We start from the raw sequence: 23,983 nt of genomic DNA, 5'->3' as shown, positions 1-23,983 counted from the left end.
GACGCGGTACTAGTGTTCCGCGCAACAGTTGTATGGACCCGTGTGTCGATTGTGCGTACTCGGAGGCGAGCATGGCGGACAGCAGAACAGCGGCACAGGAGATCGCCGCCGGCTACGAGAGTGTGGGCGCGGCGGTGGAACTGGGCACGGTGTTCGTCGACGGTCAGGTCGACCCGTCCGCCCGGGTGCGCATCCCGCTCTCCATGATCAACCGGCATGGGCTGGTCGCGGGTGCCACCGGTACCGGCAAGACGAAGACCCTGCAGAACCTGGCCGAGCAGCTCTCGGCGGCGGGCGTCCCGGTGCTGATGGCCGACGTCAAGGGCGACCTGTCCGGCCTCGCCAAGGCCGGCGAGTCCTCCGACCGGATCACCGCGCGGGCCGCCGAGACCGGTGACGACTGGGCTCCGACCGGCTACCCGGTCGAGTTCCTCTCCCTGGGGGGCGACAGCGGCGCGATCCCGATCCGCGCCACCATCACCGGCTTCGGCCCGGTCCTGCTGAGCAAGGTCCTTGGCCTCAACGCGACCCAGGAGTCCACTCTCGGGCTGATCTTCCACTGGGCGGACTCGCAGAAGCTGGCCCTGCTCGACACGAAGGACCTGCGGTCGGTCATCCAACACCTGACCAGCGACGAGGGCAAGGCCGACCTGAAGGGCATCGGCGGCGTGTCCTCCGCGACCGCCGGGGTGATCCTGCGCGCGCTGGTCAACCTGGAGGCCCAGGGCGGCGCCGACTTCTTCGGCGAACCGGAGTTCGAACCCTCCGACCTGATGCGCGAGATCGACGGCAAGGGCGTCATCTCGCTGCTGGAGCTCGCCGACCAGCAGGCGAACCCCAAACTGTTCTCCACGTTCCTGATGTGGCTGCTCGCCGAGCTGTTCGAGCACCTGCCCGAGGCGGGTGACCTGGACAAGCCCAAGCTGGTCTTCTTCTTCGACGAGGCCCACCTGCTGTTCGACGACGCGTCCAAGGCGTTCCTGGAACGCATCGAGCAGACCGTCAAGCTCATCCGGTCGAAGGGCGTCGGGGTGTTCTTCTGCACCCAGCTGCCCACCGACATCCCCAACGACGTGCTGTCCCAGCTCGGCGCCCGCATCCAGCACGCGCTGCGCGCGTTCACCCCCGACGACCAGAAGGCGCTGTCGCGCACGGTCAAGACCTACCCGACGACGCCGAACTACAAGCTCGCCGAGGTACTGACCTCGCTGGGGATCGGCGAGGCGATCGTCACGGTCCTGTCCGAACGCGGTGCCCCGACGCCCGTCGCCTGGGCCCGGCTGCGGGCACCCCGCTCACTGATGGGGGCGCTCGGCGGTGACGCGATCACGGCGGCGGCGCAGGCTTCGCCGTTGCACGCGAAGTACGGCGAGACGGTCGACCGGGAGTCGGCGTACGAGAAGCTCACCGCGAAGATCGAATCGGCGCCGGAGGCTCCCGCTCCTGCCGCTGAGGCGCCTCGGCGGCAGGAGAAGGAGGAGCCCGGGATGTTCGAGCAGATCCTGTCGAATCCCGCTGTGAAGTCGTTCCTTCGGTCTGCGGCCAGTTCGGCCGGGCGGGAGATCACGCGAGGGTTGTTCGGGACTCGTCGGCGGTAGGGTTTCGCATCCCCGCTGGCACTTTCAGTGTGGCTCGGGGTCGGGGTGCAGTCGCTATCCCCGCTGGCTCGTCAGTGTGCTTGGCGTGGCGGGCCGGCCTCAACCCCCGGCTGGCGCCGGCCTCGCGCGGGTTCCTGGTTGCACGGGCTCGGGGGCGAGGTTTCAGGGTTGACCCCGGCCCGCCACGCCAAGTGCCGGCCAGTATCGCGGGGATGGGGGAGCTGTGCGGCGCTGTTGTTGGTCACGGCTGCGCCGCGCCCCTCGCGGTCTCCGGGTGCACTGTGCTCGTTGTGTGCACGTGCCCGGGGTATCCAAGATCACCCCATCTGTCACACGCGTAACGCTCGGGGCGACTTCGCAGAGGCTCATGTCGCGTCGCAGATGTTGGAACATCTGCGACGCAACACGTAGCTCTGCGAGGCGTGACAAAAGTGACCACGGAGACTCCTGGGACTACGTGATCGCGCGAGGGCGCAGCCCGATGCGCAACAACAGTGCCATCGGTCCGCCACCAGGCGCGGCGTGCACGCACGCCTGCCCCTTCCCCGCGATCTTGGACACGCCAAGTGTCGGTCAGTTCGGGGGATGGGGGAGCTGCGCGGCGCTTGTGTTGGTCACGGCTGCGCCGCGCCCCTCGCGGTCTCCGGGTGCACCGCGCTCGTTGAGTGCACGTGCTCGGGGTATCCAAGATCGCCCCATCTGTCACACGCGTAACGCTCGGGGCGACTTCGCAGAGGCTCAGGTTGCGTCGCACATGTTCCAACATCTGCGACGCAACACGTAGCTCTGCGAGGCGTGACAAAAGCGACCACAGAGACTCCTGGGGCTACGTGATCGCGCGAGGGCGCAGCCCAATGCGCAAAGACAGCGCCATCGGCACGCCACCAAGCACGGCATGCACGCACACCACCCCCTTCCCCGCGATCCTGGCTCAGCACTTGGCGTGGCCGCCCGCTGTCAACCCTGAAACCTCGCCCCCGAACCCGCGCAACCAGGAATCTGCGCGAGGCCGGCGCCAGCCGGGGGTTGAGAGCGGGCGGCCACGCCAAGCACACTGAAAGCCAGCGGGGATGACTCACAACAACCCAGGACTGACCCGCTCGATCAAGGAAACAGCCCGCTCAGGAGCGATGTCCACAACCGAGTACCGCCCACGCCCGGCAGCCGTGATCGCGTCCAGGGTCACCACCCCGGCCCACCGCTGAAGTGGGCTCTGCCGAATCCGCCAGCCGATGATGCCCCGCCGCTGCAATGCGACCCGGCGGGCGACGAGCGAGCCGTACCCGATCACCAGGTACTCGCGGCGCAGCGAATGGCCGAGATTCCGGTAGCGATCCGCGCCGAGCAATACGGCGAGCGGGATCACCAGCACCGAGACGGGCCAGATCGGAACCAGCCACGACAGGACGGCCACGACCACGACCGCGGGAAGCGCCGCGCGAGTGATCCGGCGGCGCAGCGCCGCCGGGGGATGGCGGGTCAGCGTCGCGGCGGTGCCCTCGGCCGGGTCGTGCAGACACAGCGCGGCCGCCGCGACCCGGTGTGCCTCGGCGGTCGGAGCGGGCGGCAGGAGCGTTCCGCCGCTGCTCGTCCTGTCGTCCAGGCCGGTGGTGACCGCTGCACATCGCGCGGCGCCGACCAGACGCAGCAGCAGCGGGGCGGTCACCTCCGCGCCGCGCAGCCTGCTCTGCTCGATCGACAGCGAACGGGTGGTCAGCAGGCCCCGGCGCAGCCGCAGTGTCCGGTCCGCTTCACGACTCAACCGGTAGTGCCACCAGCCCTCGACCGTGATGGCCAGTGAACCGACCGCGGACACCAGCAGGACCACTACGACGAGCACCACGGCGACAGTCCAGAAGGGCACCGCGGTGAGCTGGTCGCTGGCCTGGTGGACGGTGCTCGTGGTGATCAGGTTCACTCCGAGGTCGTTCGAGATCTTGAACGCCGTCCCGACGATCGCCGCGACGGCGACCAGGCCGGAGGTCGTCAACGGGGCGTAGCGAAGCCAGGACAACCGAAGCTCCGCCACCGTGTGGCCCGAGGCGGCGTCGCGTGCTGGCGCGGCCGGACGGACGGGCACGGCGGCGTCCGGTGAGCGGTCGAGCAGCTCGTGGCGCAGCAGCTCACCCTCGGACGTCGTCACACCGTCCAGGCTGAGCCTGCCCTCCTTCGCGGCACCCGATCCGGTGCCGATCTCGGCGACGGTGAGCCCGAACAGCCGGTGCAGCGGGCTGGCGTGCAGGTCGACGGTGCGGATGCGGTCGCGGCGTACCGACCGTTGCTGACGCTGGAGCAGGCCGCTGCGCAGCTCCACTCGATCGGCACCTACCCGGTAGCGCACGGTGAACCAGCGGGCCGCGCCGATCAGCACCACGATCGCGGGTGGTGCGAGCGCACCGAACAGGCGCCAGCCGCCCTCGTCGGTGCTCCCGGAGATGATCACTACGGCCAGCGGGACCAGCGCGACCGCCTGCTTGAGCGGGAAGACCGCGAGCATCCGAGGATCCAGGCGACGCCACGGGGTGTCGTCGTCGGCCACCAGCTCGTCGAGCTGGGCACTGTGTGCGAACCCGCTCACGTGGCGTCGTCCTGCTCGTGCTGGGTGATCTCGGTGAGCTCCCGCACGAGCGCGGCCGCCTCGTGGGCGTCCAGCCCCTCGATGCGGACGGGCCCCGCCGAGGACGCTGTGGTCACCGTCACGCTGGCCAGGCCGAACAGCCGCTGCAACGGCGAGTGCTCCGTGTCGATCGTCTGAATCCGGGAGATCGGCGCCACCCGCCACTCAAGGCTCAACCAGCCCGAGAGGGTGTACACCGCGTAGTCGTCGGACTCCCAGCGGTGGACCCGGTACCGCCAGCGTGGCATGACCACCACGTATCCGGCGCCCACCGGCACGGTCACGACCAGCGCCGCCACGAGCCACCCGCTGCCGAGGACGGTCAGCGCGGCTGTTTCGACGGCGAGCACGGCGGCCACGATCAGCACCGCGCGCAGCGTCCACCAGCGCAGCGCCCTCGGGTCCACCCGGTGCTCGGGCGGGCGCAACGGCGGAGCTGAGCGCGACACATCCACCCGGCCCACTCTGCCAGGACGACCAACGCTCACCGTCTCCCGGCGGGAGTCTCCACCGCACTGCCGGCCGGGGGAGCGGCTCGCCGTGAGCGCTGGTCACGGATCCGGCGTCGGACGGAACGGCGGAACAGGTGGGCGCTCAGCCCGGTGAGGCCGAGCGCCAAGGGTGTCAGTGCGATCAACAGCCAGGGTGCGCGCCACCAGCCTGGCACCAGGATCCCCGAGTGCAGCGGGAACGCCCAGTTCTCCCACAGCACGGTCGCGGTGGGGCTGCCCGGCGGGTTCTTCAGATACGTCGCGGCACCCGTGTAGCGATCGACCCGCACCCGGAAGCCGTCGGTGACGTCGCCGTAGGTCGTCGGCGCGGTCTCGAAACGGAACTGGTAGCTGGGATCCTTGCCCTTGGGCAGCAGCGCGTGAACAGCCGGGTGACCGGGCCCTACCAGCTTCTGGCCACTCTGCAATGCGGCTTCGAGCCCGATGTCCGGACCGTGCTGCGCGGGCGGCACCGGGTCCTCGACCACCCGGTGCTCACCCGGGGTCAGCGCGAACCACAGGTCCTCGACCGCCGGAACCACGAAACCGGCGCCGGTGAACGCCCACACGAGCAGGAACGGAGCCATGACCAGGCCGACGACCCGGTGCAGGTCGCTGTTGCGGGCGAAGCTGCCGCGCCGGGACCAGCGAACGCGCAGCGCCGTCCGCAGCGAACCCAGGCTCAGCCACAGACCGGTGGTGACAAGCGTCAGCACGGTGAGCAGCAGGCCGGTGTAGAACACCATCTCCGGCGTGACGCCGGTACCGAACAGCGGGTTCGCCATCCAGGCGAGATAGCCCGGGTACTGGGGGCAGGACATCGCGCACATGTGCAGGTTCGCCAGCAGACCCCAGGCGCCATCGAGCGCGGTGCCGTCGTGGCCGAGCACCCGCCCGCTACCCGGGTCGACGCTCCACCAATGGGTGCGGGTCGTGTTGTAGACGCGCAGCACGCTGCCCTCGAACCAGATTCGACCGGTCTGGAACTCCGGGTGGGCATTCTCGACGGCCTCCCGCGCACCGGCCAGCGAGACCGGCCGGTCACCGGGCAGCCGTTCGATGGCGGTGGCGGCCGGGTTCATGGCTCGCTGAATGTCCACACGGAACACCAGCAGGGCACCGGTCGTGACGAAGACCACCAGCACGACGCCACCGACGATCGCTATCCAGCGGTGCAGCTTGGCCGCCATGCGACGTAGGCGCGTCGGTCCACCGGTGAGCACGCCGCAGCCTAAGTTGGGTTGCCTAACTTAACCAAGGACCGATATCACACTACAGTTTCGCGTTCAGGGCGCGGTGAGGACCAGAACGGTCGACGGCGGCACCCGGATCGACGAGCCCACGGCGAGCGGCTCGGGATCGGTGGGTTCGCCGTCCGGCCTGCTGGTGTCCAGCACCGGAACCAGGACGGTGTCCGGCAGCCGGAAGTCGATCGGCTCGGTGTCGCTGTGCAGCAGGACGAGCCATTCCTTGCCGGACAGCATGCCCACCGTGCGCAGCTCGGGGTCGTGCCAGTCGTCGTCGGTGATCTGCTCGCCGTCGGCACGCCACCAGGTGACGTCCTCCGGCCGGTAGAACCGGTCGCGTTTCGGCGCCAGCTCGTCTCGGCGCAGCTTCAGCAGGCGCGCGGTGAACGCGGTGAGCGCCGAGGCGTCCTCGCCGGGTTCCCAGTCGAGCCAGGAGACTGGATTGTCCTGGCAGTAGGCGTTGTTGTTGCCCTGCTGGGTGCGCCACCGTTCGTCGCCGGCGGTCAGCATCGGCGTACCGGCGGACAGCAGCAGCGTGGTGAGCATGGCCCGCGCGGCACCGTGCCGCGCGGCACGAATCTCCGGATCGGTCGTCTCGCCCTCGACGCCGAAGTTGCGCGACCGGTTGTCGTCGGTGCCGTCGCGATTGTCCTCCCCGTTGGCCTTGTTGTGTTTGTCCTGGTAGGAGACCAGATCGCGCAGTGTGAAGCCGTCGTGCGCAGTGACGAAGTTCACCGAGGCCCACGGGCGCCGGCCGGAGGGTGCGTAGAGGTCCTCGGAGCCACTGAGGCGGCGGGCGAGGTCGTCGATGCCGCCGGCGCCGCGCCAGAAGTCCCTGACCACGTCCCGGTACTGCCCGTTCCATTCCGCCCACTGGACGCCGAACCCACCGACCCGGTAGCCCTCACCGGTCGCGTCCCACGGCTCGGCGATCAGCTTGCGGGTGGCCAGCACCGGATCGGCCGCGATCATCGTGAGCAGCCCGGCACGCGGGTCGAACGGGCCGGCACCCGGTCGTCCCAGGACGCTGGCCAGGTCGAACCGGAAACCGTCCACGCCCAGCTCTGCCCAGTAGCGCAGCGAGTCACACACCAGCCGCGCGACCGTCGGCGACGCCGGGTCGACGGTGTTCCCGCAGCCGGTGATGTCGATCTGCGTCCCGGTGTGGTCGTGCGCGTAGTAGGCGGGTGCATCCAGACCCCGGAAGCTCACCGTGGGACCGGCGACGTCCCCTTCGCACGTGTGGTTGTAGACGACGTCGAGGATCACCTCGATGCCGGCCCGGTGCATCGCGGACACCATCGTGGCGAACTCGGCGACCTCGTTGCCCGGCACCGACGCGTAGCCGGCGTGCGGCGCGAAGAAGCCCAGCGTCGAGTAACCCCAGTAGTTGCGTGCGCCCCTGCGGACGAGCGACGGTTCGTCGAGGAACGAGTGGACGGGCAGGAGCTCGACAGCGGTGACCCCGAGCCGGAGCAGGTACTCGATGGCCGACGGGTGCGCCAGCCCCAGGTAGGTGCCGCGCTTGTGCTCGGGGACCTCCGGGTGGCACCTGGTGAAACCCCGGACGTGCAGTTCGTAGACGACCGAGTCGGCCCACGGCACGTCCGGACGGGGTGCCGTCGTGGTCGTCAAGGGTTCGGTGAGTACCGACAACGGGACGTAGCCGAGCGAGTCCGCGGTGCTCACCGGCCCGTGCACCGGATCCTCGAGATAGCCGAGTGCCGCGTCCAGATCGGTCAGCTCACCCGTGATCCGGCGCGCGTACGGGTCCACGAGCAGCTTGGCCGGGTTCGACCTCAGCCCGACGGCGGGGTCGTAGCGGCCGTGGACGCGATAGCCGTACCGCTGGCCCGCGCGGATCCCCGGCACCTGCCCGTGCCAGATCCCGAACGTCCGCTCGACCAGCTCGACGCGTCGCTCGGTGGGTGGCTCACCGTCCCGACCGGGCTCGATCAGGCACAGCTCGACCGCTTCGGCACTGCTGGACGCGACCGCGAACCGGGCACCACCTTCGGTCAGGTGAGCACCTAGTGGAAAGACTGTGTCGGCCGGCGGCGCGGCGGGGCGATCGTCGGACGGCATCATCGGCAAGGATAGGGGCCGTGAGCGAGTACGGCGAGCGAACAGCACTGGAGCCTGACCCCGATCAGGCCGACCTGGTCATTCGTATGGACGAGGTCTCGGTACGCCGGGGCCCGACGACATTGCTGCACGGCGTGAGCTGGTCCGTGGAGCTGGACGAGCGCTGGGTGATCCTCGGGCCCAACGGCGCGGGCAAGACGACGCTGCTGCGACTGGCGGCGGCCGAGCTGCACCCGACGACCGGGACGGTGGCGCTGCTGGGGGAGCGGCTCGGCCGCACCGACCTGTTCGAGCTGCGACCCCGGATCGGGTTCTGCTCGGCGGCGCTCGCCGCGCGGGTGCCGGGTGCCGAGATCGTCAGGGACGTCGTGGTCAGCGCCGGATACGGCCTGGTCGGGCGCTGGCGCGAGGAGTACGACCGGTCCGACCTGGCGCGCGCGGACCGGCTGCTGGACACGATCGGGATGTGGCGTTTCGCTGAGCGGCCGTTCGGCACGCTGTCCGAGGGCGAGCGCAAACGCGTCCTGATCGCGCGGGCCCTGATGGCGGATCCCGAGCTGCTGCTGCTCGACGAACCGGCCGCCGGTCTGGACCTCGGCGGTCGGGAGGACCTGGTCGCGCGGTTGTCCACGCTCGCGGAGGACGCCGATGCGCCGGCGAGCGTTCTGGTGACCCACCACGTCGAGGAGATCCCGCCCGGCTATTCGCACGCGATGCTGTTGCGCAACGGCGGCGTCGTCGCGCAGGGGCTGCTGAGCGACGTCATCACCGAGCAGAACCTGTCCCGCACCTTCGGCCTGCCGCTGAAGGTCCACTACGAGGCCGGCCGCTACAGCGCGCGCCGTGCGTGAGAGGAACCACCGTGGCCGAGTTCGTCCGGCTCGAGGTCGACGGCGCGATCGGCACCATTCGGCTGGCCCGGCCGCCGATGAACGCGCTGAACAAGCAGATGCAGGAGGAGATCCGGGCCTGCGCCACGGAGGCCTCCGAACGTGCCGACATCCGCGCGGTGATCGTCTACGGCGGGGAGAAGGTGTTCGCGGCGGGCGCGGACATCAAGGAGATGGCCGCGATGTCCCACGCGGACATGACGGCCCGGGCCCGGGCACTGTCGTCGTCGCTGACCGCGGTCGCGGACATCCCGAAGCCCACGGTCGCGGCGATCACCGGTTATGCACTCGGCGGCGGCTACGAGCTGGCGCTGTGCTGTGACCGACGCGTCATCGGCGACAACGTGAAGGTGGGGCAGCCGGAGATCCTGCTCGGGATCATTCCCGGCGCGGGCGGGACGCAGCGACTGTCTCGGCTGATCGGACCGGCGAAGGCCAAGGACGTGATCTACACCGGTCGGTTTGTTGAGGCGGACGAGGCGCTGACGCTCGGCATGGTCGACCAGGTCGTGGCGCCCGATGACGTGTACTCGGCCGCGCTGGCCTGGGCCGGAAAGTTCACCGGTGGCGCCGCGCAGGCGCTCGCCGCCGCGAAGAAGGCGATCGACGGCGGACTGGACGGCGAGCTGCACACGGGTCTGAACCTGGAGAGCGAGCTGTTCGCGGCGCTGTTCGCCACCGAGGACCGGACCTCGGGCATGGAGTCGTTCCTGGCGGACGGGCCGGGCAAGGCGAAGTTCACCGGTCGATGAGCCACATTGATCAGCGTTCAAATCGTTGACCTACTCTGAGGTAATGAGCCCCGATCCCGCGCCCAACCCGCACGCGACAGCCGAGCAGGTGGAAGCCGCCCGTCGCGATCCCAAGCTGGCCAACGTGCTGTACCACGACTGGGAAGCCGGCTCGTACGACGAGAAATGGTCGATCTCCTACGACGAGCGCTGTGTGAACTACGCCACCGAACGGTTCCGTCTGGTCGCGGGCTCCTACGGCTGGCCGTACGGCCGGGCGCTCGAGCTGGGCAGCGGCACCGGGTTCTTCCTGCTCAACCTGATGCAGGGTGGCGTGGCCACCCAGGGCGCCGTGACCGACCTCTCGCCGGGCATGGTGCAGGTCGCGCTGCGCAACGCGAAGGGGCTGGGGCTGGACGTCGAGGGTCGGGTCGCCGACGCCGAGCGCATCCCGTACGAGGACAACACCTTCGACCTGGTCGTCGGGCACGCGGTGCTGCACCACATCCCGGACGTACCGGCGGCGATGAGCGAGGTGCTGCGGGTGCTCAAGCCGGGCGGCCGGTTCGTCTTCGCCGGCGAGCCGACCAAGCTCGGTGACCGGTACGCGCGCAAGGTGAGCCAGGCGACCTGGTGGGCCGCGACCCGGGTGACCAGGCTGGGCCCGCTGCGCGACTGGCGTCGCCCGCAGGAAGAGCTCGACGAATCGTCACGGGCCGCCGCCCTGGAGGCAGTCGTCGACATCCACACGTTCGACCCGGACGAGCTGGAGGCGCAGGCGCGCGCGGCGGGTGGTCAGGATGTGCGGGTCGTCACGGAGGAGCTGTCGGCCGCGCTGTTCGGCTGGCCGGTCCGGACCTTCGAAGCCGCCGTTCCGCCCGGGAAGCTGGGGATGCGCTGGGCGATGTTCGCCTGGCGTACCTGGGAGAAGCTGTCCGTGCTCGACGCCGAGGTGCTGCGTCGGGTGGTGCCCAAGCGGTTCTTCTACAACGCCCTGATCACCGGCACGAAGCCCAGCTGACCTGTCGGCGCGGCACTGGAGTGAGCGTTATCACACCAAGTGTGACAGGACTCGCCAAGTACTGCCGACCTGACGACACAGCCCGGTTCTGACAGCGCCGGTCGGCTGGTGGTCGGTTACATTGACCCACCGGAGGATTTCTCGCGCGGTGACGCGTGCGACTCCTCCGTGTGCATGTGGGTGATATGGGTCTTCGGAAAGGGCCACTCTGATGAGCGCGACCTACGACGATCCGGGTGCGGTGACGGTCGTCGTCGTTGATGATCACCCGATCTGGCGCGAAGGTGTGGCGAGGGATCTCGCTGCCAACGGGTTCGTCGTGGTGGCGACCGTGGCGGACTCGTCGTTCACCGCTCGGATCGCCGCCGCGACGCAGCCCCGCGTCGTCGTGATCGACCTGGATCTGGACGAGCTGTCCGCCGTCGAGGCGGTGCGGACGATCGCCAACACCATGCCCGAGACCCGGGTCCTGGTGTTGTCCGAGCGTGCCGGGCACCGCGACGTGCTGGACGCGGTGAAGGCCGGTGCCGCCGGGTACCTTGTCAAGACGGCGACCGCCGAGGAGCTCGTCGACGCGGTCCGGCGCACGGCGGACGGCGACGCGGTGTTCACCGCCGGTCTCGCCGACCTGGTGCTCGGCGAGTACCAGCGCCTCGCGGCGGAGCCCACGCCGGAGAAGGCCGTGCCGAGGATCACCGCGCGCGAGACCGAGGTGCTGAAGCTGGTGGCGACGGGCCTGACCGCCCGGCAGATCGGCGGCAAGCTGTTCCTGTCGCCGCGCACCGTGGAGAACCACATCCAGAGCACCCTGCGCAAGCTGCACCTGCACAACCGCGTCGAGCTGGTCCGCTACGCAATCTCCCAGGGCCTGACCGAGTAACCACCACCGTGAGTGGGAAGTGGTTCTACCGCGAAGCGGCGCCGAAGGCGTAGCACCACTTGCCACTCACGACACGCTCTTCGTCGTGAGTGGCAAGTGGCGCTATAGGACCACTTCGCACTCACGGGTAGTAGACCCGGCCACAAGGAGAAGCGAGTGGTAGAGCCGCTCTGGCGGGGCCTGGTCGGCTACCGGCTCCTGGCTCTCGCCTACGCCGTAGCCATGGGCGTGGCGAATTACGACGCCTATCTCGCGCCGACGACGGCCGTGGTCGTCCTGGCGCTGATGGCCGGTTGGACGGCCTTCACCACCGTCGCCTACCTGCGTCCGGGGCGTCGCCTGCTCGCGGTGCTCGACCTCCTGGTCACACTCGCCGCGATCGCGGCCACCCTGCTGGTCGAGAGCCCGGAACGGATCGCGGCGGGTGCGCCGATCCTGCCCACCGTCTGGTCGGCGGGCTCGGCGATCGCGTGCGCACTGGCGTTCGGCCCGGTCAGCGGTCTGGCGGCCGCGCTGGTCATGCAGGGTGCGGTGCTTCTGGTCCGGGGGAGGGTCGGCAGCCCCGAGCTGACCGACCTGCTGCTGACCGTGTCGGCGACCCTGGCCCTCGGGTACGCCGCTGTCATGCTGCGCCGTTCGGCGGAACAGCTGAGCCGCGCGACCGCGCTGCGCGCGGCCGTGGCCGAACGGGAACGCCTGGCCCGGTCCATCCACGACGGTGTCCTGCAGGTCCTGGCCAGGGTGCGCAGGCGCGGGAGCGAGCTGGGCGGACCGGCCGCCGAGCTGGCCGAGCTGGCCGGCGAGCAGGAGGTCGCGTTGCGCACGCTGATGTCCACCGGCCCGCCGGACCAGCAACCGGCCGGTCAGGTCGATCTCGCCACGCTCATCGCCGGTCTCAGCACCCCGCACGTCACGACGTCGATGCCCGCCACCGCCGTGCTCGTGCCGGCCCACACCGCTCACGAGGTGGTGGCGGCGGTGAAGGCCGCGCTGCACAACGTCGAGGTACACGTGGGCGCGGGTGAACCGGCCTGGGTCTTCGTGGAGGATCTGGGCGAGCGGGTGGTGGTCAGCGTGCGCGATGACGGCCCCGGCATGGCCCCGGATCGGCTGGCGGCCGCCGAGGCGGAGGGACGGCTGGGTGTGCGGCAGAGCATCAAGGGTCGGATCGAGGCGGTCGGCGGCACGGCGCGCTGCGAGTCGGAGGTCGGGATGGGTTGCGAGTGGGTCTTCGAGGTTCCGGTCGATGCGCGATGACTGAGCCGGTCACCGTCATGATCGTCGACGACCATCCCATGTGGCGGGACGGCGTCGCCCGCGATCTGGCGGACCGGGGCCTCACCGTGGTCGCCACGGCACCGGACGGTCCCTCGGCCGTGCGCATCGCGATCGCCACCAGGCCGCGGGTCGTGTTGATGGACCTGAACCTCGGCGCCACCAGCGGCGTCGACGCGATCTCGGCCATCATCGGGAAGCTCCCGGACACCCGGATTCTGGTGCTGTCCGCGAGCGGGGAGCACCAGGACGTCCTGGACGCGGTCAAGGCAGGCGCGAACGGCTACCTGGTCAAGTCGGCGAGCGTGACCGAGCTGGTGGATGCGGTCCGCCGGACCGCCGAGGGCTCACCGGTGTTCACCCCCGGGCTCGCCGGTCTGGTGCTCGGCGAGCTCCGGCCGGGCGGTTCGGCGTCGGCGGACCCGCAGACCCGGTTGACCGAGCGGGAGACCGACGTACTGCGTCTCGTGGCGAAGGGCATGACGTCCAGGCGCATCGCCGAGCGGCTCGTGCTGTCCCCGCGCACCGTCGAGAGCCACGTGCAGAACACGCTGCGCAAGCTGCACCTGCACAACCGGGTCGAGCTGACCCGATTCGCGATCGAGCGCGGGCTCACCGAGGACGGCTGAGACTGTCGGTTCGCTCACCGGTCGGGCTAATTTCGAGCGATCTATCGAATCGATTCGATACGCTGGGGAGCCACCCGGATCCGAGAGGAAGAGACCAATGCGCGCGGACATGCGACCCGACGTCGTACAGCGCCTGCGGGAGCTGCACGAGCACTACGTGTTCCTGGTCAACAGCGCCGTCGAGGACGGTCGCCGCGAGGACGAGATCGAGGCCATCGCCGCGAGCTACCCGGACGAGGCGGCACAGCTCATGGCGGACGCGACCAGGTCCTAGGCTGTCGGACCATGACGAGCATGTGGGGTTCGCCGGTGCGGACCCGGTGGACGGCATGGCGAGTGAGCCGCAGCGACCCCCGGCAGGCCCGGTTCCTCACCGTCGCGTCGCTGCGCTGGGTCATCCGCAACCGCGCGTGGACGCCCTGGTACCTGGTCCGCTACTTCCGGCTGCTCCGGTTCCGGCTGGCCAACCCGCACGTCGTGCTGCGCGGCATGGTGTTCCTCGGCAAGAACGTGGAACTGCACGCCCGCCCCGGCTACGGACGCCTCGAGATCGGCCGCTGGGTCCACATCGGCGACGGCAACTCGCTGCGCTGCCACGAGGGATCGCTGCGGGTCGGCGACAAGGTCGTGATGGGCAAGGACAACACGATCAACTGCTACCTCGACGTCGAGCTCGGCGCCGCGACGCTGGTCGCCGATTGGGTCTACATCTGCGACTTCGACCACGTCATCGCCGACATCCACCTGCCGATCAAGGACCAGGGGATCGTGAAGACACCCGTCCGGATCGGCCCCGACTGCTGGATCGGCACGAAGGTCTCGGTGCTGCGCGGCACCCGCGTCGGCCGAGGCTGTGTACTCGGCGCGCACGCCGTGGTCCGCGGCGAGATCGCCGACTACTCGATCGCGGTCGGCTCACCGGCTCGGGTGGTCCGCAGCCGAAAGGACGACTACGAGGCCGACGCCGTCCGCCGCGCCGCCCTGGCCGACATAGCCCGCAAGACGGCGAACGCGGTCCAGGAGTCCCTCTCGGAATCCTAGGGCCTGTTTCGCGCGGAGTTTTTCTGTGACCACCCCCTCGGCTTCGCCGTCGGGGGTACTCCCAGAAAAACAAACCTCGTTCCTCGGTTGAGCGCGCGCTTGTTGTTCCCTTGGGAGCCGCCGTCCGGCTTGGGAGCCTGGGTGCGGACATTCACTGCGCCGGCCTTCGCCGGAACTCCTTCGGAGACTCGCGGAGCCGGCTCAGCTGTTGTGCGGTTTTTTAGGGGGCCTTGGTTGTTGTGCGGTTTGGGGGGTGGGTTTGGCTGTTGTGCGGCTTGGGGAGGCGGCTTAGCTGTTGAGCCGCTTGGGGGCGGGTTTAGCTGTTGTGCGGCTTGGGGGCGGGTTTAGCGTTTGCGCGGGTCTTGGGGATTGCGGCGGGGATGAAAGCGTTGCCCGTGGGGATCTTGGGGCGGGGGATCGCGCGGGGCTCGCGGCGCTGGGCGGACGCGTACACCTCGACCGTGGCACGGGTGATGTGGTCCCAGTCGAACTCCGAGCGCAGTCTCGCGCGGGCCGCCTCGGCGCGCACCACCGCTTCCCTCGGCTCGTCCAGCACCTCGCGCACGGCGCTCGCGATGCCCGCCACGTCGCCCGGCGTGAACGACAGGCCGGTCACCCGATCACGCACGACCTCACCGAGCCCGCCCGCCGTCGACGCCACCAGTGGCGCCCCGGCCGCGGCGGTCTCCAGCGCGACCATGCCGAACGGCTCGTACCGACTGGGCAGCACGACCGCGTTCACCGCGGCGAGGGTCGCGGCCAGCTCGTCGTCGGACAGGTGACCGAGCAGCCGCACCGCGCGGCGGACCCGATGCGTGCGCGCCTGCTCGACCAGGAAGTCCAGCTGGGTGCCCTTGCCCGCGACCAGCAGACGAGTGCCCGGATGGGCCTTCCGGATGCGAGGCAGCGCCGCGATCAGGTCGTGCACGCCCTTCTCGTACTCCAGCCTGCCGAAGTACAGCAGCAGCGGCGCACCGTCCGGCGCGTACCGGGTGCGCACCGCGTCCACATCGGCCTGCGCGACCCGCCACCGACGCGGCTCGATGCCGTTGTGCAGCACGGTGATCTCGTCCGGCTCCCGGTCGAACAGCCCGGCCGCCTCGCCGCGCATCGCCTCGGAACAGGTGATCAGTGCGTCCGCGCGCTGCGCGAGCCACCATTCCATCGAATGCACCTGCTGGCTCACGACGCCGGTCAGCCATCCGGCATGGCGGCCCGCTTCCGTGGCGTGCAGTGTCACCACGAGCGGCGCCTCGAGCTGGTCGGCGATGCCGATCGCGGCGTGTGTCACCAGCCAGTCGTGCGCGTGCACCACGTCGGGCCGCCACCCGTCCAGCCAGGCGGGCGCGGCGCGCAGCATGCCGTGGCACATGGCCAGCATCCAGGCGATCATGTCGCGCTCGAACTCCAGATGCGCGGGATCCTCGGCGACCCGCAGGATGCGAACCCCGTCGACCTCCTCGGCCAGCGTGGGGTGCGTGCTGGCGTCGGTCCCGCCGAACTGCCGAGACAGCACCCGTACGTCGTGACCGGCGGCGGCCAGCCGGCAGGCCAGCGCGTGGACGTGCCGGCCGAGCCCGCCCACCACCACCGGCGGGTACTCCCACGACACGATGAGGACACGCATACGGGCTAACTTACCGGCCGCTGTGCACGGAAGGTCGTGACGCCGGTCAACAGACGGGCGTCCAGCTGCCCGAACAGGGTGTCCTGCCGGTCGTACCGGTTCACCGCGGACAGCGCTTCGGCGCGGCGCCCGGCGTTGATCAGGTCGGACAGCTCGACGACCCGGCCGCTGTGCAGCGCCGCCCTGGCACGCGCGTAGTCGGCGGCCGAGTCCTTGCTCACCATGAACGCCCAGTCGCTGGACAGCGCGAGCGTCGCCTGCCGGGCCAGCCCGTCCAGCAGCGGGTCCCTGCCGAGGGGCGGCGGCACGTGGTCGACGGTCTTCAGCAGCCTGTTCTGGACGTCCGAGCCCTGCGTCACCAGATCCGCGACCAGCTCGCCGTCCCACACCCGCCAGTCCTTACCCGAACCCCAGGACGACGCGGGCAGCTCGACCGGGCCCGCCACCAGGCCCGCGTCGACGGCGCCGCGCAGCGTGCTCACCCGGACACCGGCCTCGGGCAGCCCGCGCAGCACCTCCTCCAGCCACAGCGGGCCCTCGAACCACCAGTGCCCGAACAGCTCCGTGTCGTACGCGGAGACGACCAGCGCGGGACGGCCGTGCTCGGCGCGCAGCTCGGTCAGCCGGTCCCGCACGACCCCGACGAACTCGGCCGCGTGCCGGCGCACCGTCTCCGCCGCCAGCGCGGTGTCGTACGGCTTCTTCTGCTCGGGCGGCACGTCGCGCCCGGTCACCCGGGACGGTTTCAGGCCGGTCAGGTGGTCGTAGGTGTGGAAGTCGCGGTAGTTGCGGTGGCCCGGGTAACCGGAGCGGGGCGACCAGACGCGATAGGTGACCGGCAGGTCCCGGCCGAAGCACACGACGTCGGACGAGCCGACCGTGCGGCCGAACGCGGTGTCACCGCGCAGCGCGGGTCCGTCGACAAGGAAGCGTGCCACCCCGGCCTCGGTGTAGCCCTGTTCCATACCGGGGGCGTAACCGCATTCCGGCGCCCAGATGCCGGCGGGCCGCGAGCCCAGCCTGCGTTCGGTGTCGGCGAGCCCGGCGCGCAGCGCGAACTCCCGCACGCGCGGCTCGAGCAGCGGCTGGAACGGGTGCGCCGCCGGTCCGCCGAGCAGCTCGATCACACCGTCGTCGACGAGCGGACGCAGCACCGGGGAGCCGCCGTGGCGCCAGTTCAGCTCGAAGTCGGTGAGCGCGGCGGTCGCGGCGCGGTGCTCCTGCGCGGCCAGCCCGGCGAGTGCGGCGTTGCCGCTGCCCGCTGCCTCGTGCGCCCGCAGCAGCCAGTTGCCCAGCCAGTCGTGCATGCCGCGCAGGCTGTACGGGTCGTCCAGCTGGGCGGCCAGCACCGGGGTCACCCCGAGGGTGAGGACGTCGCGCAGACCGTCCTCGCCGAGCCGGTGCAGCATGCGCAGCACCGGCAGGTACGAACCCGCCCACGCCTGATAGAGCCATTCCTCGCCGACCGGCCACGCGCCGTGCCGGGACAGCCAGGGCAGGTGACTGTGCAGCACCAGGCAGAAGGTGCCGACCGGCTCCCGGGCGCTCACCGCAGACCCGGCAGCTGCGCGACGGCGATCAGGTCCAGGCTGGCGTCGATCTCGTCGGGGTGGATGTCGAAGTCGGCGCAGCGGACCGACGCGACGTCCGCGCGTAGCTCCTCCGGCCAGTCCAGACCGGCGACCGCGACCGCGACCTGCGCGTCGATGATCGACCCGCCGTGACGTACGTCCAGCTCGCGCAACCCCGCTCCGTGGTGCAGCCCCAGCATCTCCCGCACCTCGAACCCGGCGTCCACGAGCAACTCGTCCAGCTCGGCGGCGGCCAGCTCACGCGTGTGGAACGGGTTGAGCGGGGTGTCCCTGCCGGGGGAGAAGGTGATCCGGTTGGGGGTGCTGATCAGCAGCAGCCCGCCAGGGCGCAGCACCCGAGCGCACTCCGCGAGGAAGCCCGGCTGGTCCCACAGATGCTCGATGACCTGCAGGTTCACCACGACGTCGACCGCGTCGTCCGGTAGCGGAAGGTGGACGAGGTTGCCCCGCGTGACGTGCACACTCGGGTAGCGGGCCGCGACGTGCGCCGCCGCCTGCTCGTCGTAGTCCAGTCCGATGACCAGACGCGCGTGCTCGGCCAGCATCGCCGCGCCATAACCCTCGCCACAGCCGGCCTCCAGCACGACCGCATCGGCGCAGTGCCTGGCCAGGTGCTCGTAGGCGACCTCGTGGCGGCGGAACCAGTAGTTCTCCAGCTCGATGCCGGGGACGGTGCGCTCGCCGGTGAGCGCCAGCGTGGCCTGACTGTCGGGTACGGCGCTCATGGACGCAGACGGTCCTTCCTGGTCGTCGACAAGGCTCAGGGCACAGTAGCGGCCGACGTCCGGGTAAGTGACTCGTGAGTAGCGTCACCCCTGCTCTGACCTGCGCAGGTGAGAAGGATCACCGGGTGGGGTTATATGAGCTGGCAGGGGTACTTGGTAACTATGACCTAAGGGTTACGCCGAAGTGGTGACGGTGTCCTGGGAGACGAGAAGCGTCTGCCGGGCCGGTCCCGCGTAGTGTCGGCACACCGCTGGGCACCGAGCCTCCCGTTTCGTGAGCATGGGAGGCTCGCCGGTCCACTCACTCAAGACAGGAGGTCGAAGGGGACCGATGAACATTGTCGTGCTGGTCAAGCAAGTGCCGGATACCTACTCCGAGCGCACACTGGCCGATTCCGACCACACGCTCGATCGGGAAGCCACCGAGGCTGTCATCGATGAGATCAACGAGCGTTCCGTGGAAGCCGCGCTGCTGCTGAAAGAAGCGCACGACGGCGAGGTCACCGTGGTCTGCATGGGTCCCGATCGGGCAACCGAAGCGATCCGCAAGGCGCTCTCCATGGGCGCCGACAAGGCAGTACACCTGTCCGACGAGGCGCTGCACGGCTCCGACGCGGTGCAGACCGCCAAAGCGCTGGCCAAGGTCATCGGCACCGTCGAGGGCTACGACCTCGTCATCGCCGGCAACGAGGCGAGCGACGGCCGGATCGGCGCTGTGCCGGCCATGATCGCCGACGTTCTCGGTCTGCCTTCGCTGACGCACGCCCAGGAGCTGGAGGTGAGCGGCAGCACCGTCACCGTCACCCGGGGCACCGACGACGGCATCACGAAGCTGACCGCCGAGCTGCCCGCGCTGGTCAGCGTCGGTGAGAAGCTGAACGAGCCGCGTTACCCGTCGTTCAAGGGCATCATGGCGGCGAAGAAGAAGCCGGTGCAGACGATCACGCTGGCCGATGCCGGGATCGATGCGAGCGAGGTGGGCCTCGCCAACGCGCTGAGCTCGGTCACCGAGTCGGCGCCGAAGCCGCCGAAGTCGGCAGGCGAGAAGGTCGAGGACGAGGGCGACGGCGGTTCGAAGATCGCCGAGTACCTCGTTGGTCAAAAGATCATCTGATCCGTATAGCCGAAGGAGGAGAACGAACATGAGTGAGGTTCTGGTCCTCGTCGACCATGCGGACGGCGAGATCAAGAAGGTCACCTACGAGCTGCTGACGGTGGCTCGTGGGCTGGGTGAGCCGTCGGCGGTCGTGACCGGCGCTCCCGGTACCGCCGGCAAGCTCGCCGACGGTCTGAAGGCACACGGCGCCGCCAAGATCTACGTGGCGGAGTCGGACGAGGTCGACAAGTACCTGGGTGGCGTGCAGGTCGCGGTGCTCGAGTCGCTGGTCTCCTCGGCCTCGCCGGCCGCGGTCCTCATCGCGGCGAGCGCGGACGGCAAGGAGATCGCCGGTCGTCTCGCGGTGCGCACCGGCTCGGCACTGCTGACCGACGTGGTGGGTGCCGGCAGCGACGGCACCGCCGAGCACTCGATCTTCGGTGGCGCGTTCGTGGTGACCGCCAAGGCGAACACCGAGCACCCGGTCATCACGGTCCGTCCGGGCGCGGTGGACGCGGAGCCGTCCGACGGTGCCGGCGCGGAGGAGTCCGTGGAGGTGCCCGCCCTCGAGGGTCGGCACGCCACGGTGACCAGCCGTGAGCCGATCGTCGGTGGCGACCGCCCCGAGCTGACCGAGGCCTCCATCGTGGTCTCCGGCGGCCGCGGTGTCGGTTCGGCGGACAACTTCGAGGTCATCGAGAAGCTCGCCGACTCGCTCGGTGCCGCTGTCGGTGCCTCGCGTGCCGCTGTCGACTCCGGTTACTACCCGAACCAGTTCCAGGTCGGGCAGACCGGTAAGACCGTGTCGCCGCAGCTCTACATCGCGCTGGGCATCTCCGGGGCCATCCAGCACCGCGCTGGCATGCAGACCTCGAAGACGATCATCGCGGTCAACAAGGACACCGAGGCGCCGATCTTCGAGATCGCCGACTACGGCGTGGTGGGCGACCTGTTCAAGGTCGCGCCGCAGCTCACCGAGGCTGTCACCAAGCGCAAGTCCTAGTACCACCCGCGACGGGGTGGCACCCGGCCTCAACGGCCGGGCGCCACCCCGTCACTGCGTCCGGGAAACCCGCCCGCGAGTCAGGCGCGTGGGCACCGCGAGTCGGGCGCCTGGGCACCGCGAGTCGGGAGTTTCAGCACACCGAGTCGGGCACCACGGCACACTCCGGTGCGGCCGGCGTCGCACTAGGTGTGCTCGGGCGCCCGACTCGGTGTGCTGAGGTGACCGACTCGCGGTGCCGTAAGACCCGACTCGCGGTGCTGAGAGGACCGACTCACGGGTGGGGTGGGTGGGAAAGCCAGGGGTTCACCCAGTTGCCACCGCAGCGCCGCCGCAGGTGAGCCCGGCCGTTCCATCTGGGGCTCATTCTCCCTGGTATGACGCAGGCGCAGCTGTTGGTGAGCACGCCACCGACTGAGCAGACCGGTTCACACTCCCGCTACTCACTGCTGTTGACCAGGAACGACGCCGACGTGGACGCCGCGCAGCGGCTCCGCTACGACGTCTTCGCCGGGGAGCTGGGCGCCACCCTGAGCGACCCGGTCAACGGCCGCGACGTCGACCGTTTCGACGAGTACTGCGACCACCTGGTCGTGCGAGCCGACAGCACCGGCGAGATCGTCGGGACCTACCGGATGTTGCCGCCGGAACGGGCGATCGAGGCGGGTGGCTACTACTCGGAGACCGAGTTCGACCTCAGCGCATTCGCCGATCTGCGCCCGTCACTGGTGGAGGCAGGCCGGTCCTGCGTGCACCCCGACCACCGCAGCGGCGCCGTGGTGAGCCTCGTGTGGGCCGGCATCGCCCGGTACCTGCTGCTCACCGGCCACACCCACCTGACGGGTTGCGCGAGCGTGCCGCTCGCCGACGGTGGTGCGCTGGCCAGAGGCGTGTGGGACGTGGCGAAGGCCAAGCACCTGTCCCCGCCGGAGCTGCGGGTCGACCCGCTGCACCCGTGGGACTCCGATGCCGCTCCGCGCCCCGAACGCACCGTGATCCCCCCGCTGCTGCGCGGCTACCTGCGCCTGGGCGCCTGGGTGTGCGGCCCGGGCGCGCACGATCCCGAGTTCGGCGTCGCGGATTTCCTCGTGCTGCTGTCGCTGGACCGGATCGACTCCCGCTATCTCCGTTTCTTCCTCGGCGCGGCGGCATGAGCACCCCCACCGCCGAGCAGCAGCTGGCGTCACCGCCGGCGAATCCGACACACCCGGTACTGCCGCCGGCGGTGCAACGCCCCGGGCACAGCTGGGAACCCGTCGCGCCGTGCACCGACGGCTGCCTGCCGCGCCCGGACGAGCTGCCCAGAGTCCCCGCGGCGCTGGTCGTCAGCCGTCTGGTCGGTCTGGTCTCACTGATCCTGCTCGCCACACTGGTGGCGACGGTGCTTCCGCTCCTCGGTGCCCGCCGGCGGGCCAGGGTCCTGCGGGCGATCTTCCGCACCGTCCTGCGGGTCATCGGTGTCCGGCTGTCCCTGCGCGGTGACGACCGCTTCGACGCGGGCCCGGGATCCGGTGGCGTGCTGATGGTCGGCAACCACCTGTCCTGGCTGGACATCATGGCGCTGGGAGCGATCCAGCCGATGCGCATGGTGGCTCGTCACGACACCCGCGACTGGCCGGTGCTCGGCCTGCTGGCCGTCCGGATCGGCACCCTGTTCGTCAACCGGAGCGAGCTGCGCACCCTGCCGACCCTGGTGGGCAATGTGGCCGAGGCGCTGCGCGGCGGCTCGGTCGTCGGGCTGTTCCCGGAGGGCACGACGTGGTGCGGCGCGGCCGTCGGCGAGTTCCACCGGGCCGGTTTCCAGGCCGCGCTGGACGCCGGTGTCCCGGTCCGCCCGGTGGCGCAGCGGATGTGCCTGCCGGACGGAACGGTGACCACCGCGGGCTGTTTCGTGGGCGACGAGACGTTGCTCGACTCGCTGCTGCGCGTCGTGCGACTGCCCGGACTGACGATCGAGATCGATGTGCTGCCGCTCCTGGTTCCCGCCGACGGAGTCGACCGGCGTGAGCTGGCTCGTCGGGCCCAGCTGGTCATCGCCGAGGCGACCGGAGTCGCGGCTCCCGAGGCCAGGCGTGTCCTGCGCACGGCGTCGGCCGGGTCCGAGCTGGTCGTCGCCGCGGCCTGATTCTCAGGGTCCGCCGATGGCGGTCGGCCGGGCATGCGACGTGACCCGAGGGCCAGAAGGCGTCTAACCTGGGACCCGATATGACGTACCTGGATCACGCCGCAACCACACCTATGCTGCCGTCGGCGGTCGCCGCGATGAGCGCGGCGCTGTCGCGCACGGGCAACGCGTCGTCGCTGCACTCCGCCGGCCGGATGGCACGCCGTGAGGTCGAGGAGTCCCGGGAGACGCTCGCCGCGTCGCTCGGGGCGCGGCCGTCCGAGGTGGTGTTCACCACCGGGGGCACCGAGGGCGACAACCTCGCCGTCAAGGGCATCTACTGGGCACGCCGCGCCGCCGACCCGCGCCGCACCCGGCTGCTGATCTCGACGACCGAGCACCACGCCGTGCTGGAGGCCGCCGAGTGGCTGGTCAAGCACGAGGGCGCCGAGCTGGACCTGCTCGAGGTCGATGCGGCGGGGCGGGTGCGGCCGGAGACGCTGCGCGCCGCACTGTCCGAGGCGCCGGACCGTACCGCGCTGGTCAGCGTCATGTGGGCGAACAACGAGGTCGGCACGGTCAACGCGATCCCCGAGCTGGCCGCGATGGCGCACGAGTTCGACGTCCCGCTGCACACCGACGCCGTCCAGGCCGTCGGGGTGCTGCCGGTCGACTTCGCCGCCAGCAACGCCGACGCGCTCACCCTGACCGGGCACAAGCTCGGCGGCCCCTACGGTCAGGGCGCACTGCTGCTGCGCCGGGACGTCGCGTGCACGCCGCTGATGCACGGCGGGGGACAGGAACGTGACGTCCGGTCCGGGACGCTCAACGTGCCCGCCATCGTCGGGCTGGCCGTCGCGGTGCGTGAGGCGGTCGCCGACGCACCCCGGCGTGCGCCGGAGCTGGCCGAACTGCGGGACGACCTGGTCCGCCGGGTGATCGAGATCGTGCCCGACGCGGTGCTCAACGGTGATGCCGGTCGTGACGTGATCGGCGGAGCGCCGTCCCGGCTGCCCAGCAACGCGCACCTGTCGTTCCCCGGCTGCGAGGGCGACAGCCTGATCATGCTGATGGACGCGCAGGGCATCGAGTGCTCCACCGGTTCGGCCTGTACCGCAGGCGTCGCCCGGCCCAGCCACGTGCTGTTGGCGATGGGCGCCGACGAGGCCACGGCGCGCGGCTCGTTGCGGTTCTCACTGGGCCACGACTCGACGAGTGCGGACATCGACGCGGTCGTCGAGGCGATCGGGCCGGTCGTGGAACGCGCGCGACGGGCCGGTCACGCGGGTAGCAGGCAGGCGGTCAGCGCCGGCCGGACAGCCGGGCGGTGA

General features: G+C 70.3%; 21 protein-coding genes. 14 read left to right on the top strand and 7 right to left on the bottom strand.

All coding sequences use genetic code 11. From position 1 onward, the window contains the following. Window positions 1-71: 71 nt before the first annotated feature. Entirely contained in the window at window positions 72-1,598 is a 1,527-nt protein-coding gene (locus tag G406_RS0102440; protein ID WP_028932566.1) for a helicase HerA-like domain-containing protein, read from the top strand. Between the two features lie 1,075 nt (window positions 1,599-2,673). Here G406_RS0102440 and G406_RS0102435 read toward each other — a convergent pair. From G406_RS0102435 to glgX, 4 genes are all read right to left on the bottom strand, one after another. Beyond that, a complete protein-coding gene (locus G406_RS0102435) occupies window positions 2,674-4,176 on the bottom strand; it encodes a PH domain-containing protein (protein WP_051341344.1) in 1,503 nt (500 codons plus the stop codon). After that, window positions 4,173-4,670, bottom strand: coding sequence for a PH domain-containing protein (locus tag G406_RS0102430; RefSeq protein ID WP_245606981.1), 498 nt, complete (start codon window positions 4,668-4,670; stop codon window positions 4,173-4,175). Before G406_RS0102430 ends, G406_RS0102435 begins: the two co-directional genes overlap by 4 nt. Before the next feature lie 29 nt (window positions 4,671-4,699). Next, window positions 4,700-5,896: a PepSY-associated TM helix domain-containing protein gene (locus tag G406_RS0102425; RefSeq protein ID WP_028932563.1), complete on the bottom strand. Its 1,197-nt coding sequence runs from the start codon at window positions 5,894-5,896 to the stop codon at window positions 4,700-4,702. Between the two features lie 96 nt (window positions 5,897-5,992). Then, window positions 5,993-8,038, bottom strand: a complete 2,046-nt coding sequence (gene glgX, locus G406_RS0102420) for a glycogen debranching protein GlgX (RefSeq protein ID WP_051341342.1) — start codon at window positions 8,036-8,038, stop codon at window positions 5,993-5,995. Window positions 8,039-8,049: 11 nt separating this feature from the next. On the opposite strand from glgX, the gene G406_RS0102415 reads away from it, so the two are divergent. From G406_RS0102415 to G406_RS0102380, 8 genes are all read left to right on the top strand, one after another. Beyond that, entirely contained in the window at window positions 8,050-8,889 is an 840-nt protein-coding gene (locus G406_RS0102415; protein ID WP_037074950.1) for an ABC transporter ATP-binding protein, read from the top strand. An 11-nt stretch (window positions 8,890-8,900) separates the two neighbouring features. Beyond that, entirely contained in the window at window positions 8,901-9,680 is a 780-nt protein-coding gene (locus tag G406_RS0102410) for an enoyl-CoA hydratase/isomerase family protein (RefSeq protein WP_028932560.1), read from the top strand. Window positions 9,681-9,723: 43 nt separating this feature from the next. Further along, complete coding sequence (locus G406_RS0102405; protein ID WP_028932559.1) at window positions 9,724-10,680, top strand: class I SAM-dependent methyltransferase; 957 nt, start codon at window positions 9,724-9,726, stop codon at window positions 10,678-10,680. Window positions 10,681-10,891: 211 nt separating this feature from the next. Then, on the top strand, window positions 10,892-11,560 hold the full coding sequence (locus G406_RS0102400) for a response regulator (protein ID WP_037074679.1): 669 nt from the start codon (window positions 10,892-10,894) through the stop codon (window positions 11,558-11,560). A 156-nt stretch (window positions 11,561-11,716) separates the two neighbouring features. Beyond that, window positions 11,717-12,817, top strand: coding sequence for a MacS family sensor histidine kinase (gene macS / locus G406_RS44180; protein ID WP_037074675.1), 1,101 nt, complete (start codon window positions 11,717-11,719; stop codon window positions 12,815-12,817). Continuing rightward, entirely contained in the window at window positions 12,814-13,464 is a 651-nt protein-coding gene (locus G406_RS0102390; RefSeq protein WP_028932557.1) for a response regulator, read from the top strand. The genes macS and G406_RS0102390 overlap by 4 nt, the downstream gene beginning before the upstream one ends. Window positions 13,465-13,561: 97 nt before the next feature. Next, window positions 13,562-13,738: a hypothetical protein gene (locus tag G406_RS56450; protein WP_156934631.1), complete on the top strand. Its 177-nt coding sequence runs from the start codon at window positions 13,562-13,564 to the stop codon at window positions 13,736-13,738. A gap of 11 nt (window positions 13,739-13,749) precedes the next feature. Continuing rightward, window positions 13,750-14,505 carry an acyltransferase gene (locus tag G406_RS0102380; protein ID WP_028932556.1) on the top strand — a complete coding sequence of 252 codons (756 nt, stop codon included), beginning with the start codon at window positions 13,750-13,752 and terminating at the stop codon, window positions 14,503-14,505. A gap of 316 nt (window positions 14,506-14,821) precedes the next feature. Here the strand turns inward: G406_RS0102380 and G406_RS44175 are convergent, their stop codons facing one another. The 3 genes from G406_RS44175 to G406_RS0102365 are packed head-to-tail and all read right to left on the bottom strand — an operon-like array spanning window position 14,822 to window position 18,449. Continuing rightward, the gene (locus tag G406_RS44175) at window positions 14,822-16,132 is read right to left on the bottom strand and encodes a glycosyltransferase family 4 protein (protein WP_051341341.1); all 1,311 of its coding nucleotides are present in this window, start codon (window positions 16,130-16,132) and stop codon (window positions 14,822-14,824) included. Between the two features lie 5 nt (window positions 16,133-16,137). Next, entirely contained in the window at window positions 16,138-17,682 is a 1,545-nt protein-coding gene (locus G406_RS44170; RefSeq protein WP_037074671.1) for a 1,4-alpha-glucan branching protein domain-containing protein, read from the bottom strand. Next, a complete protein-coding gene (locus G406_RS0102365; protein WP_028932555.1) occupies window positions 17,679-18,449 on the bottom strand; it encodes a class I SAM-dependent methyltransferase in 771 nt (256 codons plus the stop codon). Before G406_RS0102365 ends, G406_RS44170 begins: the two co-directional genes overlap by 4 nt. Before the next feature lie 331 nt (window positions 18,450-18,780). Between G406_RS0102365 and G406_RS0102360 the strand changes: the two genes are divergently transcribed. From G406_RS0102360 to G406_RS0102340, 5 genes are all read left to right on the top strand, one after another. Beyond that, a complete protein-coding gene (locus G406_RS0102360) occupies window positions 18,781-19,563 on the top strand; it encodes an electron transfer flavoprotein subunit beta/FixA family protein (RefSeq protein ID WP_028932554.1) in 783 nt (260 codons plus the stop codon). A 28-nt stretch (window positions 19,564-19,591) separates the two neighbouring features. Then, window positions 19,592-20,548, top strand: coding sequence for an electron transfer flavoprotein subunit alpha/FixB family protein (locus G406_RS0102355; RefSeq protein WP_028932553.1), 957 nt, complete (start codon window positions 19,592-19,594; stop codon window positions 20,546-20,548). Window positions 20,549-20,925: 377 nt separating this feature from the next. Beyond that, complete coding sequence (locus G406_RS0102350; RefSeq protein ID WP_028932552.1) at window positions 20,926-21,702, top strand: GNAT family N-acetyltransferase; 777 nt, start codon at window positions 20,926-20,928, stop codon at window positions 21,700-21,702. Next, complete coding sequence (locus G406_RS0102345; protein WP_051341339.1) at window positions 21,699-22,673, top strand: lysophospholipid acyltransferase family protein; 975 nt, start codon at window positions 21,699-21,701, stop codon at window positions 22,671-22,673. The genes G406_RS0102350 and G406_RS0102345 overlap by 4 nt, the downstream gene beginning before the upstream one ends. A gap of 80 nt (window positions 22,674-22,753) precedes the next feature. Next, the gene (locus G406_RS0102340) at window positions 22,754-23,983 is read left to right on the top strand and encodes a cysteine desulfurase family protein (RefSeq protein ID WP_028932550.1); all 1,230 of its coding nucleotides are present in this window, start codon (window positions 22,754-22,756) and stop codon (window positions 23,981-23,983) included.

It is taken from the genome of Actinospineispora spinosispora DSM 44797, from assembly GCF_000429025.1.
In the GTDB taxonomy this organism is placed as follows: domain Bacteria; phylum Actinomycetota; class Actinomycetes; order Mycobacteriales; family Pseudonocardiaceae; genus Pseudonocardia; species Pseudonocardia spinosispora.
This window is presented reverse-complemented; position numbering and strand designations above follow the sequence as displayed.